Raw genomic sequence first — 14,074 nt, 5'->3', positions numbered from 1 at the left:
GTCTCGGCGACAATCCGGACGTGACCAAGACCGAGCGGCTCTACGCCCTCGCCGAAGAGCTGCGCGCCTACAGTCCGCGGCCGCGCACCGCACGTCAGCTGGCCGCCCGCTTCGAGGTGTCGACCCGCACGATCGAACGCGACCTGGCCGCGCTGCAACAGTCCGGGCTGCCGATCCGGACGGTGCCCGGCCGCGCGGGCGGCTACGCCCTCGACCGGCACCGCACCCTGGCGCCGGTCAGCCTGACCGCGGCGGAGGCGACCGCGCTGGCCGTCGCGCTGCCCCGGCTGGCGGGCACCCCGTTCGCGGCGGCCGCGCTGTCGGCGGTGCACAAGGTGGTGGCGGTGCTGCCCGAGCAGGACCGGCTGCGGGCGACGGCGCTGGTCGACCGGGTGCGGTTCTTCCCGGTCGCGCCCGCGCCCGCCCTCTCCCCCGCGATGCTGGACGCCGTGGCGGGCCGACGCGTGCTGCGGCTCGACTACCTGGACCGGCTCGGGGTTCCCACCGAACGCGAGGTCGAGCCGTTGGCCTTCGTGGCGGGCAGCGAGCACTGGTTCCTCTACGCCTGGTGCCGGATGCGCTCGGGGCTGCGCGGATTCCGGCTCGATCGGGTGGTGCGCGCGCGGATGCTCGACGAGGCGGCGCCGGACCGGGGCATCGACCTGTCGACCGTTCCGACCGGCGACGGGCGGCTGATCGATGTGACGTCGATCACCGACACACCGTTGTCGCGGACGGACTGAAGTCTGGGAGGCACAGGCCGCCGCCGGGGCGGCCCTTCGCGAGGAGCAGCCCATGACCACCACCGCATCGACCACCGCCGACCGGCTCGCCGCCCGCTGGACCGAGCTGTGGAACACCGACCCGACCATCGCGCACGACGTACTCACCGACGACTTCCGGATTCGGTTCGCCGCCCCCACCCGGGACGTCACCGACGACCTGCGCGGCCCCACCGACCTGGCCGACTTCGTCACCGGCTTCCGGGCGCAGCGGCCGGACGTGCGCTTCGTCGTCGACTCGGCCGCGAGCGGGGCGCTCGACGCCGAGGGGTCCGGGACCTTCGCGGTCCGGTGGCATTCCGAGCGCTCGGGGAACCCCGAGCACGGCGGTATCGACCTGATGGAGGCCGTCGCGGGCAGGTTGCGCCGGATCTGGTCGGTCGGCGGGACGGCGCTGTTCGCCGTCGACTGAGCCGGCGGGCGCGCCGGGTCACCACGCGTCCGCCAGGGCGGCGCCGTTCGCCGTCGGCGGCTCCGCCGGGCTAGGTCCCCCGGACGATGCGGCGCAGCTTGGACACGCGGGGGCCCACTTCGCGCTCGAAGCCGTGATCGGTCGGCTCGTAGTAGTCGGTGCCGACCAGGTCGTCGGGTGGGTACTGCTGCGCGAGCACACCGTCGCGGGCGTCGTGCGGGAACTTGTAGCCCTTGGCGTTGCCGAGCGCGGCGGCACCGGCGTAGTGGCCGTCGCGCAGATGCGGGGGCACCGCACCCGCCTTGCCCGCGGCGATATCGGCCATGGCCGCGCCCAGCGCCGAGGTCACCGCGCCGGACTTGGGTGCGGTGGCGAGATGGATGGTGGCCTGGGCCAGGGCCAGTTTCGCCTCGGGCAGGCCGACCAGCTGCACCACCTGGGCGGCGGCGGTGGCGGTCTGCAGGGCCATCGGATCGGCCATCCCGATGTCCTCGCTGGCGTGGATCATCAGGCGGCGGGCGATGAAACGGGGGTCCTCACCCGCGGTGAGCATGCGGGCCAGATAGTGCAGGGCGGCGTCGACGTCGGAGCCGCGGATGGACTTGATGAAGGCGCTGATCACGTCGTAGTGCTGATCGCCCGCGCGGTCGTAGCGGACGGCGGCCTTGTCGACGCTGGCCTCCACCAGCGCCACGTCGACGACGCCGTCGAGCGACGATTCGGCCGAGGCCTCCAGCGCGGTCAGCGCGCGACGCGCGTCACCGCCGGCGATCCGGACGATGTGGTCGAGCGCGTCCTCGGCGACGGTGTACTGCCCGTCGAGCCCGCGCGGGTCGGCGATCGCGCGGTCGAGGACCTGGCGGATGTCGTCGGGCGTGAGCGACTGCAACTGCAACACCAGCGACCGCGACAGCAGTGGCGACACCACCGAGAACGACGGGTTCTCGGTGGTCGCGCCGACGAGCAGCACGATCCGGTTCTCGACCGCGGCCAGCAGCGCGTCCTGCTGGGTCTTGGAGAAGCGGTGCACCTCGTCGATGAACAGGACGGTCTGTTCGCCCACCGTCAACCTGCGCCGCGCCACGTCGATGACGGCGCGGACCTCTTTGACGCCCGCGGACAGCGCCGACAGCGCCTCGAAGCGGCGGCCGGTGGCCTGGGACAGCAGCGAGGCCAAGGTGGTCTTGCCGGTGCCCGGCGGGCCGTAGAGCAGGACCGAGGCCGCGCCGGAGCCCTCGACCAGGCGGCGCAGCGGTGAGCCCGGCCCGAGCAGGTGCTGCTGGCCGATCACCTCGTCGAGCGACAACGGCCGCATCCGGACCGCCAGTGGCGCACCGGAGTCGCGCCGGATCACCGCGTCGAGACCGTGCTCGGGCGTGGCGGGTTCTCCGGGCACGTCGAACAGGCTCTCGCTCACGTCTGGCAGGGTACCGAGGCGGTCGGACAGGTCCGCGGCGGCGGAGGCGACCCGACGCGAAATTGAACGATTGACCAACTTTACGAACAGGACTTGCGCGTCACCCCGTCGGTGGGATGAGATCGCTCCTCGTGGTCGAAAACAACGGCGTCATCACCTCCGCGACAGGGCAGTTCGCCCGGCGCACCCTGTTCACAGGCGGGACGGCGGCGGCCGCGGTGGTGGTACTGAGTACCGCGACGGCGCACGCGGCGGGCGCGGTGTTCCGCCACGGCGTCGCCTCCGGCGACCCGCTGCCCGGCGCGGTGATCCTGTGGACCCGGGTCAGCGTGGCCGACGACGCGGTCCCCGGCTCCGGCCTCGGCGCCCACGCGACCGTCCGCTGGGAGATCTCCGCGAACGAGTCCTTCGCCGGCATCGCCGCCTCGGGCACCGTGACCGCGACCGCCGACACCGACCACACCGTCAAGGTCGACGCGACCGGCCTGGCACCGGCCACCGACTACTACTACCGCTTCACCGCCCTCGGCGAGACCTCGCCGGTCGGCCGCACCCGCACCGCGCCCGCGGCCGACAGCGAGGTCGACCGCCTGCGCCTGGGCCTGGTCTCCTGCTCCAACTGGGAAGCCGGCTGGTTCGGGTCGTACCGGCACCTGGCCGCCCGCACCGACCTCGACGCGGTCGTACACCTGGGCGACTACATCTACGAGTACGCGCGCGGCAAGTACACCGGCCGCAACGGCGCGGTGCGCGCCCATGATCCGGTCAACGAGATCGTCAGCCTGGCCGACTACCGGACCCGGCACGGCCAGTACAAGACCGATCCCGATCTGCTGGCGCTGCACGCGTCGGTGCCGTTCATCTGCACCTGGGACGACCACGAGTCGGCCGACAACTCCTGGCGCGAGGGCTCGGAGAACCACGATCCCGCCGTGCACGGTCCGTGGAGCGCCCGCCGGGCCGCCTCCGCGCAGGCCTACCTGGAGTGGATGCCGGTGCGCGCCGCCCGTACCGGCACCGAGGTGCAGATCTATCGCCGGCTGCGATTCGGCACCCTGGCCGAGCTGTCGATGCTGGACCTGCGCAGCTACCGCGACCACGAGGCTGGCCCCGGCGCGGGCTGGCGGCAGGCCGACGACCCGGCCCGCACCATCACCGGCCGCGCCCAGATGGACTGGCTGACCGCGGGTCTGAGCTCCTCACCCGCCCAGTGGAAGCTGATCGGCAACTCGGTGATGGTCGCGCCGCTGGTGTTCCCGCCGCTCGAACCCGCCACCACCCAGGCGATCACCGAGGCGATCGGCGTGCCGCAGGGCGGCCTGACCGTCAACGGCGACCAGTGGGACGGCTACACCGCCGACCGGCGCACCCTGTTCCGCACCATCGCCGACAACACCGTGGGCGACGTCGTGTTCCTCACCGGCGACATCCACACCTCCTGGGCCGCGGACCTGCCGCTCGACGCCGCGAACTATCCGGGTGGGCCGACCGTGGGCGCGGAGTTCGTCGTCCCCTCGGTCACCTCGTCCAGCGTCGGCGACATGCTGAAAGTGCCGAACCGGACCGTCTCGGTGCCCGCCGAGGAGGCCATCAAGGCGGCCAACCATCACCTGCGCTACACCGAGCTCGACTCGCACGGCTTCGGTGTGCTGGAGGTGACCCCGACGCAGACGCAGATGGACTGGTTCTACGTCCTCGATGTCACCGACCCCGCGACCGGCCTGCGGCACGGCGCCTCGTTCGCGGTGCCCGCGGGCGGGCGGCTGGAACCCCGGGCCACTCCGGTGCACTGACCCGGAAATCGGCGCAGAATTCTTCGGACAGGCTGTCGATCGCGGCCTCGGTCGCTCGTCGGGTGAGTACGGCTACCCGACGAGCGGGCAGCCCGGATCCGAAGGAGCACCGTCATGAGCCAGTACCTGGTCCTGATCTACGGCGACGAAGCCACCTACGCCGCCATGTCCCCCGCCGAACTCGGTGACATGCTGACCGCGCACCGCGCCTTCCAGCAGCTCGCCGGTGACGCCAACCTCGGCGGCAACGCACTGCAGCCCACCGTCACCGCCACCTCTATCCGCCACGACGCCGGCGGCGAGGTCGTCATCACCGACGGACCCTTCGCCGAGGCGAAGGAAGCGCTCGGCGGCTACTACCTGATCGAGGCGCCGGATCTGGACGCCGCCATCGCGATCGCCGCGCAGGTGCCCGCGCCGACCGGTGGCGTCGAAGTGCGCCCGCTCCAGGTCTTCCCGCAGCCGTGACCACGACGGCGGCCGCGGCCGTCGAGCAGGCGCACCGTCGTGAGTGGGCCTTCGTGCTCGCCGCGACGGTGCGGCTGGTCCGCGATTTCGACCTGGCCGAGGAATGCGTCCAGGACGCCTACGCGACGGCCCTGACCGCCTGGGCGAGTGACGGCGTTCCGGCCAGACCGGGCGCCTGGCTGACCACGGTCGCCCGGCGCCGCGGCCTCGACCTGCTGCGCCGCGACAGCACCTTCCGCCGGGCACTGCCCGAGCTGGTCGTCGACGAACCGGCCGACGACACCGCCGACCTCGCGCTGGCCGCCCTGGCCGACCCGACGATCCCCGACGACCGGCTCCGGCTGATCAGCACCTGCTGCCACCCGGCGCTCGCGCCGCAGGCCCAGATCGCGTTGACGCTGCGGCTCGTCTGCGGCGTCACCACCGCCGAGGTGGCGCGCGCGTTCCTGGTCAGCGAGTCGACCATGGCGGCGCGGATCACCAGGGCCAAGAAGAAGATCGCCGTCGCCGGCATCCCGTACCGGGTGCCGTCGGTGCGGGAGCTGCCCCAGCGCCTCGACGCGATCTGCGCGGTCATCCACCTGCTGTTCACCACCGGCCACACCGCGCCTGCGGGTGACCGTCTGGTGCGTGCCGATCTCGTCGAACGCGCACTGCAACTCGCGCGGATGATGCGCGCGCTGGTCCCCGACGACCCGTCGGTCACCGGACTGCTGGCGCTGATCCTGCTCACCGACGCCCGCCGCGCCGCCCGGGTCGACGCGGCGGGCGAACTGTGCACGCTCGAATACCAGGACCGCGCCCGCTGGGACCGCGCGGCGATCACCGAGGGCATCGCGCTGGTGAAACAGGCACTGCCGCACGTGGATCGGTACACGGTGCAGGCCGCGATCGCCGCCGTGCACGACGAAGCACCCAGCTGGGCCGAGACCGACTGGGCCGAGATCATCGGCCTGTACCGGCTGTTGCTGCGGGTGTGGCCGTCACCGGTCGCCCGGCTCAACTACGCGATCGCCGTCGGCCTCGGCGGCGATCCGGAGCGGGCGCTCGCGCTGCTGGGGCCGCTCGGCGCGGAGCCCGCCCTGGCGACCTACGGCTACCTCGACGCGGCGCGGGCGGCCTTCCTGGCCGAGGTGGGCCGGGTCGAGGAGGCCGTCGCCGCCTACGAGGCGGCGCTGCTGCTCACCGACAACACGGTCGAGCGCGCGCATCTCCGTGGCAAGCTGGCCGCACTGACCACCTGAGCGAAGGCGCGGGCCCCGGCAGTGCGCCGCGACCGGAGCACGCCCCAGGCCGCCGCGGAGCCGACGGCTGATGCCGCGGGTGACTGTGCGCGGATCAGGCGCCCTCGGCCGCCAGCGCGCGCTTCCACTCGCGGAAACCTTCCTCGGTGCGGCCGCGCCGCCAGTACCCGGAGACCGACAGCCACTTCGGCGCCACCTGGCGTTCCTTGCGCAGGTAGGGACGCAACTGCCGCATGACGGACTCCGCCTCGCCGTGCACGAACGCCTGGACCTGCCCGGGCAGCCATTCGGCCGCGCGCACCGCCGCCACCAGCGGCGCGTGCTCTCCGGCGAGGTCGTCGGGGATCCGGTCCGAGGACACGCCGCGATGCACCCAGTGCAGGCGCAGGTCGGCGGGCGAGGTGAGCGCGATCTCGTCCTCCGGGCCGCCCACTTCGACGAACACCTGCGCGGGCGCGCCCGCGGGCAGTGCCTCGAGCGCGGCGGCGATGGCGGGCAACGCCGACTCGTCCCCGGCGAACAGGTACCACTCGGCCGCCGGATCGGGCGCGAACGCACCGCCGGGGCCGTTCAGCCGGAACCGCGCGCCCGGCTCGACCGAGCGCGCCCACGGACCCGCGATCCCCTCGTCGCCGTGCACCACGAAGTCGATGCTGATCTCGTTGCGCGCGGGATCGAAGGATCGCACGGTGTAGGTGCGCAGCACCGGCTGGCTCTCCGGGCCGAGCGTCGCGCGCACGGTATCGAGATCGAACGGCTCCGGGTACTCGACCCCGGGCGGCGGGAAGATCAGCTTCACGTAGGCGTCGGTGAAGACGTTCGGGGTGAATCCGTCGGCGGTGCCGACGATCCGCACCAGGTGCGGGGTCAACCACTGCTTGCGGACGACGGTGACGGTAACCGGTTTCGGCACTGCTGCTCCCAACTCCTCGGACCCTCGCCGACGGTACTCCCGTCGGCGAGGGAAGTGGGGAGCCTGCGCCGCGCGGCTACTCCGACCAGCGCTCTTCCAGCATCGCCGACACCTGCTCGGCGAAATCGCCGACCGCGTCGTCGCCGGTAACACGCGCGTCCTCGGCCAGCGCCGACCAGCGATTGATCAGCGCCTCCGAACGCGGCACGGACAGGCCGTGTTCGCGGGCGGTGGCGATGCGGGTGTGATCGGCGGGCAGGAACCAGTAGGTCGACAGCCACACCCAGATCAGCCGGGCCTCGAGGATCCGCTCGGCGAGCACGGTGTCGTCGGCCAGCGACGGCCACACGCCGACCACGGCCGAGCGCCAGGCCTCGACCATCTCCCTGGCACGGCTGCGCGAGAGCTCGAAATCGCACAGGCACCCCGGGAACGAGACCAGCGCGTAGGCGATGTCGAGGGTGGCGTCGCGGAAGCCGCCCCACTCGTAGTCGAGGAAGCGGGCGCCCTCGTCGTTCATGATCACGTTGTCGGGGCACAGATCCGACGGGCTGAACGCGCGGTAGCGGCCACCGGTGAACAGGCGATTGCCGTGCACGATCCGCTCGGCGATCTCCCCCGGCACCTCGATGCCCAGTTCGGTCTCGAGCAGACCCGGCACATCGGCGATCGCGGCGTGGGCCTGCTGGGCGATCCCGTCGACGCGATGCACCGAGTCGACCCGGCGCATCAGCGCGACGAAGTCGGGCTCGCGCCCCACGGTCGCGGCGTGCATCCGGCCCAGTGCCTGCGCGAACGCCATCAGCGCGTTGCGGGTGCCCGGCTCGGCGCGGGTCTGCAGCACCGAGGTGAGCAGCGCGTTGTCGCCCAGATCGGAGAGCACCAGCAGCCGGTCGGGCACGCTGTGCGCGATCAGGTAGGCGCCGGGGCGCTGTTCGCGGCTGAGCGCGGTGGTGAACTGGTAGGACACCGCCTCGCGCAGGAATGCCGCGTCGATGCTGGCGACTCCGGGCGCCAAGCCACCGGTGCGGCGGTCCTGTGCGGAGCCGCGCACCTGCTTCACGATCAGCGTGCGCGGCAACGAAAATGCGTTCTCCGCAACACGCACGCGTAGGACTGTCGTCCTACCACTGCCGCTGAGCTCCATCGGATCGCTCAGCTTCACCGGAGCACCCATTCGCTTTGTGAGCAACTGTTGTGCTGCGGACACGACGTCGGCGGCGCGTTCGGCCAATAGTGCGGTCATCGCCTCTCAAGCTACTCGTACCTGGTCACTTCTAGCGAGCGGTTACACAACCTTTCCGCGTCGCTCGGCGTGTTGGCACCGTGGTTGCGCGAGTGTCACTGTTCGCTTGACACACCCGACTGTCGTCGGGTTTTCTCATCGTCAACTGCAGTGCGCCACACCGCAAACCGGTTGAGTCGAAAGGTCTACCACAGTGACCGACACGCCGTACGCCGCATCGAGCGATTCACCCGGTGGGCCACCGGTTCCCGGAGGTGGCGGACAGTTCGCCGAGGGCACGGGCAGGCACGAGGCGCCGGGCCGGGCCGGTGCGGCGGGCCCCGGGCCGAGCAGGCACGGAATGGCCGGTGGCGCAGGCTATCCGCAATTCGAGGGTCCCGGCGCCGCGCAGTACGGCGAGGAGCCGCTCGAGCCTGCACCGCCGATTGCCGGACCGCCCCCCAGCGCACCGCAGTACGGGCCCGCGGGCACCGGACCCGGTTACCCCGCCCCCCAGGCGAAACCCGACAATCCCGGGTATGCGGCCGCACCCGCACCCGGCGTGTCGGCCACCGGTGGCGGGCAGACGCCGGGTTACTACCATTCGGGAGCACAGGCCCTCGATGTCGGCCGCTCGCTGAGCTACGGCTGGGACCGTTTCCGCGCCAATCCCGGGCCGTGGCTCGGGGTCACCGCGGTGGGCGTGCTCATCTATCTCGCATTCCTCGCGATCGTCCAGATCTTCGAGCCGACATCGCTGTTCACCGTGCTGTTCCTGTTCCTGGTGGTCCTGGTCGCGCTGTGGCTGCTGCAGGCGGTGATGATCCGCGGCGCGCTGTACGAAACGGACGGTTATCCACCGGCTTTCGGATCGTTCTTCCGATTCGTGAACGCGGGCAATGTCTTGTTGACGGCCCTGCTGGCCTTCGCCGCCACCCTGCTCGCCGCGTCGCTGTGCCTGCTGCCCGGCCTGGTCGTCGGATTCCTGTGCATGTTCTCCCTGCACTTCGTGATCGATCAGGACTACGGTCCGCTGGAAGCGATCAAGGCGAGCGCGCAGCTGGTGCTGGCCAACCTGTGGGCCGCGCTGCTGCTGGCCCTCACGGTCACCCTGGTGACCGTCGTCGGCGCGGCGGCGTGCGGGCTCGGCCTGTTCATCGCCGGCCCGGTCTGCGCGATCGCGGTGACCTACGCGTACCGCATGCTCACCGCGGGACCCGTCGCCCGGATCTGAGCCGGGAGCTCAGTGCCGCAGCGGGGTGCTCATCCCGATGGCCCGCTTGAATCGTTCGAACGGGCCGGGATCGTCCCCCGCGCGCGGCCGCAACTCGAGCACCAGGACACCGGCGACGACGATGCCCACCAGATTCACCGCGAGCTGACCGGCCGACTCGAACGCGCGATGCCACTGCCCGATCGTGGCGGCCACCACCGCGTACCCGGCGGCGGGCACCGTGGTGACCGAGATGAACACCCCGATCAGCGCCGCCGACTTGGCCGTCACCAGCGACAGCATGCCCGCCGCGCCGGCGAGCACGGCCACGACCAGGGAGAACGGCCCGACCTCGTAGATGAAGTCCACGTCGTGCGCGTCGATGACCCCCTCGGTGGTCACCCAGCCCAGCCGCTCCCACAGCAGGGTCGCGAACAGCGTGATCACCATCGCCACCGGGAAGGCCACGGCCAGCGCGATGACCGAGCGCCGGGCCAGCCGCCAGTTGCGGCGCACCAGGGCCACCGACAGCGCGGCCAGTGGCCCGAACTCCGGACCCACCACCATCGCGCCGACGATGGTGACCGGCGAGTTCGTCGCCACGCCGATGGAGGCCAGCAGGCAGGCGATGGTCAGGAACGCGACGAAGGTCGCGTTGAGCGAGGACTCCTCATGGGTCTCTTTGAGCAGTTGCTCCCAGACCACGGCATCGCTCGGGTCACCGGGCGCGGCGCGCACCGCCCGGTCGGCCGCGTCGGACAGCACGGCTTCGACGGGGCCGAGCGTGATGCCGCCGGTCTGCTCGATCCCGAGTGACTTGACGTCGGCGAGGACCTTGTTGGCGGCCTCGCGCGCCACGTCGGCCTGCACGAGATCACCGTGCGGGTCGACGGCGATCCCGCGCGCGACCGTCAGGTGGGTGACGCCCGCGTCGGCTTCCAGCGCCCGCACGAGCGCGTCGGTCTGCTCGGGCGGACTGATCACTCGCAGATGCAGCACCGGTGGCCCTTCTGATCAATACCGCCACGACGGCGGGGAACTGACCAGAAGGTACCGGGCTACCCTCGGTGACCGCTATTTCTCGGAGGCAACGGCTTTCGGCGCGTCGGCGGCGGCCTTGGCCTCGCCCTTGACCTCCGGCTTGGCGTCGATGCCGGCTTCCTTGCGCTGCTGCGCGGTGATCGGCGCCGGCGCGTCGGTGAGCGGGTCGACGCCGCCACCGGTCTTCGGGAAGGCGATCACCTCGCGGATCGAGTCCTCGCCGGCCAGCAGCGCGGTGATGCGGTCCCAGCCGAAGGCGATACCGCCGTGCGGCGGGGCGCCGTAGGCGAAGGCGTCGAGCAGGAAGCCGAACTTCTCCTGCGCCTCGTCGTGGCCGATACCCATCACCTTGAACACGCGTTCCTGCACGTCGCGACGGTGGATACGGATGGAACCGCCACCGATCTCGTTGCCGTTGCAGACGATGTCGTAGGCGTAGGCCAGCGCCGCGCCCGGGTCGGTGTCGAAGGTGTCGATCGACTCCGGCTTGGGCGAGGTGAAGGCGTGGTGCACGGCGGTCCAGGCCGAGTAGCCAAGGGCCACGTCACCGCTGGCGGTGGCGTCGGCGGTCGGCTCGAACATCGGCGCGTCGACGATCCAGACGAAGGCCCAGGCGTTCGGGTCGATGAGGTCGCACTTGCGGGCGATCTCGCCGCGCGCGGCGCCCAGCAGGGCCCGGCTCGACTTGGTGGTGCCCGCGGCGAAGAACACGCAGTCGCCCGGCTCGGCGCCGACCTGCTTGGCCAGCCCGTCGCGCTCGGCGTCGGTCAGGTTCTTGGCGACCGGGCCGCCCAGGGTGCCGTCCTCGTTGATCAGGATGTAGGCCAGGCCCTTGGCGCCGCGCTGCTTGGCCCACTCCTGCCAGGCGTCGAGCTGACGCCGCGGCTGGCTCGCGCCGCCCGGCATCACGACCGCGCCGACGTACTCGGACTGGAACACCCGGAACGGGGTGTCCTTGAAGTAGTCGGTGAGCTCGGTGATCTCGACACCGAAGCGCAGGTCCGGCTTGTCCGAGCCGAAGCGGCGCATCGCCTCGGCGTAGGTCATGTGCGGGATCGGGGTGGTGATGTCGTGGCCGACCAGCTTCCACAGCGCGACCAGGATGTCCTCGGCCAGCAGGATCACGTCCTCCTGGCGCACGAAGCTCATCTCGATGTCGAGCTGGGTGAACTCGGGCTGACGGTCGGCGCGGAAGTCCTCGTCGCGGTAGCAGCGCGCGATCTGGAAGTAGCGCTCGATGCCACCGACCATGAGCAGCTGCTTGAACAGCTGCGGGCTCTGCGGCAGGGCGTAGAAGCTGCCCGGCTGCAGGCGCGCCGGCACCAGGAAGTCGCGGGCACCCTCGGGCGTCGAGCGGGTCAGCGTGGGGGTCTCCACCTCGATGAACTCGTGGCTTGCCAGCACCTCGCGGGCGGCGGCGTTGACCTTGGAGCGCAGCCGGATGGCGTGCCCGGGGCCCTCGCGGCGCAGGTCGAGGTAGCGGTACTTGAGGCGGGCCTCGTCGCCGGGGGTCTCGTCGAGCTGGAACGGCAGCGGCGCGCTCTCGTTGAGCACGACCAGCTCCTTGGCGTCGACCTCGATCTGCCCGGTCGGCAGCTCGGGGTTCTCGTTGCCGTCGGGGCGCTGCTCCACCACACCGGTGACCTGCACGCAGTATTCCGCGCGGAGCTTGTGGGCCTGCTCGGCCGCCTCGCCCTCGCGGAAGACCACCTGCGAGACACCCGAGGCGTCGCGCAGATCGATGAAGGTCACACCACCGTGGTCACGACGCCGGGCCACCCAGCCGGTGAGGGTGACGGTCTGACCGGCGTGCTCGCTTCGCAGCGAACCAGCCAAGTGGGTGCGCAGCACGGTATTCCTTTCGACAGACTTCGTACGGACTCCCCGCCATCGTAGTGAGACACGATCCCCGAGAGGAAACCGATATCTCGGTCGCCGTGTCAAGCTTGTGACGCGTGCCCGCCGGCCGTGGGTCTTCCGGCGGTGAATCGTGCTGCAGGACAGCTGGAACACCGAGCGAAGGCGAGTACCGCGATGACCTTCAACGAAGGTATGGAGATCGATCCCGGCCGGGCCTCGTCCGGCGGCGGCCCCGGCATGGGCGGCAAGCTCGCCATCGGCGGCGGCGCGGGCGGTCTCATCCTGCTGGTGATCACGCTGCTCCTTGGCGGCGACCCCGGCTCGGTGCTCGGCAACTTCACCGGCGCGCAGGACACCCAGCAGAGCCAGCCGGGCACCGCGGGCACCCCGTCGCACTGCAAGACCGGCGCCGACGCGAACAAGTACGTCGACTGCCGGGTCGTCGCGACCGCGCAGAGCCTGGACGGGGTCTGGTCGCAGGAACTGCCAAGGCAGACCGGCAAGCGCTACATCGAGCCCAAGCTGGTGCTGTTCTCCGGCGCGGTGTCGACCGGCTGCGGCAACGCCACCAGCGACGTCGGCCCGTTCTACTGCCCGGCCGATCAGACCGCCTACTTCGACACCGCCTTCTTCCAGGAGCTCACCGACCGCTTCGGGGCCAGCGCGGGACCGCTGGCCCAGGAGTACGTGGTGGCCCACGAGGTCGGTCACCACATCCAGAACCAGCTCGGCGACATCGGCCGCGCCCAGCGCGACCCGCAGGGCGCCCAGTCCGGCGCGGTCCGCACCGAGCTGCAGGCCGACTGCTACGCCGGGATCTGGGCCCACTACGCGGACAAGCAGCCCGCGCCGGGCAGCAGCCAGCCGTTCCTGAAGCCGCTGTCGGACAACGACATCCGCGACGCGCTCTCGGCGGCCAACGCCGTCGGCGACGACCGGATCCAGCGCGCGGCCGGGCGCGGCGTCAACCCGGAGTCGTGGACGCACGGATCGTCCGAGCAGCGCCAGAAGTGGTTCCTCACCGGGTACAAGACCGGATCGGTCAAGTCGTGCGACACCTATTCCGCCGGTGACCTCAACAACCCGACCGGGCTACGCTGACCCCCAACGAGATACCGCCACATCGTCTTTCGAGGGGAAATATGCGCCTGACCATGACCGGACTGCTCGTCTGCGCGCTCGCACTGCCCGGTGCGAGCGCCGTCGCCCAGGCCGAGCCGGCGCCGCTACCGCTGGTCAGCGTGACCTCCATTCCGGACGGCTGGTCCCAGCGCACCGATCTGCGGCCGGTGCTGCAGGTCTTCGCCGACGGCAAGGCTGTGCACTCACCCGACGCGGTGAGCAAGGACCGCAAGCCCGAGACCGCCGCCAAGCGGGTCGACGGCACCGTGCCCGAGGACGTGCTCGCGGCGGCGCGCGAGGAGATCACCGCGCTGCGCGAGGTCGATTTCGGGATCCCGGCCGGTGAGGGCAAGGGCACCACGATCATCGATCTGATGCCGGCCGACATCGAGGGCGAGACCCACCTCGTCGTCTACTCCCCCGATTCCTCCGACGGCCTCAACGACGAGCAGAAGGCCGCGCGCCAGCGCTTCACCGATCTGTCCAAGAAGCTGATCGACGCCTTCAAGGAAAAGCGCTGAGCCCAGACCGAACGACAGTGCCCCCGGCCGAAGCCGGGGGCACCGTCGTTCGTCGCCGGGGAT

13 protein-coding genes are annotated in these 14,074 nt (G+C 71.3%); 8 read left to right on the top strand and 5 right to left on the bottom strand.

What is annotated here, in order from left to right; all coding sequences use genetic code 11:
* Positions 1–20 precede the first annotated feature (20 nt).
* Both ACFYWJ_RS16750 and ACFYWJ_RS16745 read left to right on the top strand, forming a co-directional pair.
* Positions 21–743: a WYL domain-containing protein gene (locus tag ACFYWJ_RS16750; protein WP_355281443.1), complete on the top strand. Its 723-nt coding sequence runs from the start codon at positions 21–23 to the stop codon at positions 741–743.
* A 52-nt stretch (positions 744–795) separates the two neighbouring features.
* Positions 796–1,194 carry a hypothetical protein gene (locus tag ACFYWJ_RS16745; protein ID WP_355281446.1) on the top strand — a complete coding sequence of 133 codons (399 nt, stop codon included), beginning with the start codon at positions 796–798 and terminating at the stop codon, positions 1,192–1,194.
* A 70-nt stretch (positions 1,195–1,264) separates the two neighbouring features.
* On the opposite strand, the gene ACFYWJ_RS16740 is transcribed toward ACFYWJ_RS16745, so the two are convergent.
* Positions 1,265–2,641 (bottom strand): replication-associated recombination protein A, encoded by a 1,377-nt coding sequence (locus ACFYWJ_RS16740; protein WP_387162796.1) that lies wholly within the window; start codon positions 2,639–2,641, stop codon positions 1,265–1,267.
* Positions 2,642–2,727: 86 nt separating this feature from the next.
* Here ACFYWJ_RS16740 and ACFYWJ_RS16735 point away from each other — a divergent pair, with 86 nt between their 5' ends.
* The 3 genes from ACFYWJ_RS16735 (at position 2,728) to ACFYWJ_RS16725 (ending at position 6,116) form a co-directional block, all read left to right on the top strand.
* Positions 2,728–4,404 (top strand): alkaline phosphatase D family protein, encoded by a 1,677-nt coding sequence (locus ACFYWJ_RS16735; protein ID WP_355281448.1) that lies wholly within the window; start codon positions 2,728–2,730, stop codon positions 4,402–4,404.
* A 114-nt stretch (positions 4,405–4,518) separates the two neighbouring features.
* Positions 4,519–4,872, top strand: coding sequence for a YciI family protein (locus ACFYWJ_RS16730; protein WP_355281451.1), 354 nt, complete (start codon positions 4,519–4,521; stop codon positions 4,870–4,872).
* Complete coding sequence (locus tag ACFYWJ_RS16725; protein WP_355281454.1) at positions 4,869–6,116, top strand: DUF6596 domain-containing protein; 1,248 nt, start codon at positions 4,869–4,871, stop codon at positions 6,114–6,116. The genes ACFYWJ_RS16730 and ACFYWJ_RS16725 overlap by 4 nt, the downstream gene beginning before the upstream one ends.
* 94 nt (positions 6,117–6,210) lie before the next feature.
* Here the strand turns inward: ACFYWJ_RS16725 and ACFYWJ_RS16720 are convergent, their stop codons facing one another.
* Together ACFYWJ_RS16720 and ACFYWJ_RS16715 are read right to left on the bottom strand one after the other, a co-directional pair.
* Positions 6,211–7,029, bottom strand: a complete 819-nt coding sequence (locus ACFYWJ_RS16720; RefSeq protein WP_355281457.1) for a siderophore-interacting protein — start codon at positions 7,027–7,029, stop codon at positions 6,211–6,213.
* A 76-nt stretch (positions 7,030–7,105) separates the two neighbouring features.
* Positions 7,106–8,275: a kinase gene (locus ACFYWJ_RS16715; protein ID WP_355281459.1), complete on the bottom strand. Its 1,170-nt coding sequence runs from the start codon at positions 8,273–8,275 to the stop codon at positions 7,106–7,108.
* 193 nt (positions 8,276–8,468) lie between these two features.
* Between ACFYWJ_RS16715 and ACFYWJ_RS16710 the strand changes: the two genes are divergently transcribed.
* The gene (locus tag ACFYWJ_RS16710; protein ID WP_355281462.1) at positions 8,469–9,488 is read left to right on the top strand and encodes a hypothetical protein; all 1,020 of its coding nucleotides are present in this window, start codon (positions 8,469–8,471) and stop codon (positions 9,486–9,488) included.
* Positions 9,489–9,497: 9 nt separating this feature from the next.
* Here the strand turns inward: ACFYWJ_RS16710 and ACFYWJ_RS16705 are convergent, their stop codons facing one another.
* Both ACFYWJ_RS16705 and aspS read right to left on the bottom strand, forming a co-directional pair.
* A complete protein-coding gene (locus ACFYWJ_RS16705; RefSeq protein WP_355281465.1) occupies positions 9,498–10,466 on the bottom strand; it encodes a DUF389 domain-containing protein in 969 nt (322 codons plus the stop codon).
* A 75-nt stretch (positions 10,467–10,541) separates the two neighbouring features.
* On the bottom strand, positions 10,542–12,359 hold the full coding sequence (gene aspS / locus ACFYWJ_RS16700) for an aspartate--tRNA ligase (RefSeq protein ID WP_355281468.1): 1,818 nt from the start codon (positions 12,357–12,359) through the stop codon (positions 10,542–10,544).
* A gap of 183 nt (positions 12,360–12,542) precedes the next feature.
* On the opposite strand from aspS, the gene ACFYWJ_RS16695 reads away from it, so the two are divergent.
* Positions 12,543–13,469 carry a neutral zinc metallopeptidase gene (locus tag ACFYWJ_RS16695; RefSeq protein WP_355281471.1) on the top strand — a complete coding sequence of 309 codons (927 nt, stop codon included), beginning with the start codon at positions 12,543–12,545 and terminating at the stop codon, positions 13,467–13,469.
* Between the two features lie 53 nt (positions 13,470–13,522).
* Positions 13,523–14,011, top strand: coding sequence for a hypothetical protein (locus tag ACFYWJ_RS16690; protein ID WP_355281473.1), 489 nt, complete (start codon positions 13,523–13,525; stop codon positions 14,009–14,011).
* The last annotated feature ends 63 nt before the right edge of the window (positions 14,012–14,074 follow it).

Source organism: Nocardia sp. NPDC003269 (assembly GCF_042888005.1).
Classification (GTDB): Bacteria; Actinomycetota; Actinomycetes; order Mycobacteriales; family Mycobacteriaceae; genus Nocardia.
Note: the sequence above shows the minus strand (reverse complement) of the source record. Positions and strands in the feature narration are given on the sequence as shown.

Coding starts and splice junctions, on each gene's coding strand:
- ACFYWJ_RS16745 (WP_355281446.1), top strand. CDS start 796: ATGACCACCACCGCATCGACCACCGCCGACCGGCTCGCCGCCCGCTGG.
- ACFYWJ_RS16735 (WP_355281448.1), top strand. CDS start 2,728: ATGAGATCGCTCCTCGTGGTCGAAAACAACGGCGTCATCACCTCCGCG.
- ACFYWJ_RS16730 (WP_355281451.1), top strand. CDS start 4,519: ATGAGCCAGTACCTGGTCCTGATCTACGGCGACGAAGCCACCTACGCC.
- ACFYWJ_RS16715 (WP_355281459.1), bottom strand. CDS start 8,275: ATGACCGCACTATTGGCCGAACGCGCCGCCGACGTCGTGTCCGCAGCA.
- ACFYWJ_RS16695 (WP_355281471.1), top strand. CDS start 12,543: ATGACCTTCAACGAAGGTATGGAGATCGATCCCGGCCGGGCCTCGTCC.
- ACFYWJ_RS16690 (WP_355281473.1), top strand. CDS start 13,523: ATGACCGGACTGCTCGTCTGCGCGCTCGCACTGCCCGGTGCGAGCGCC.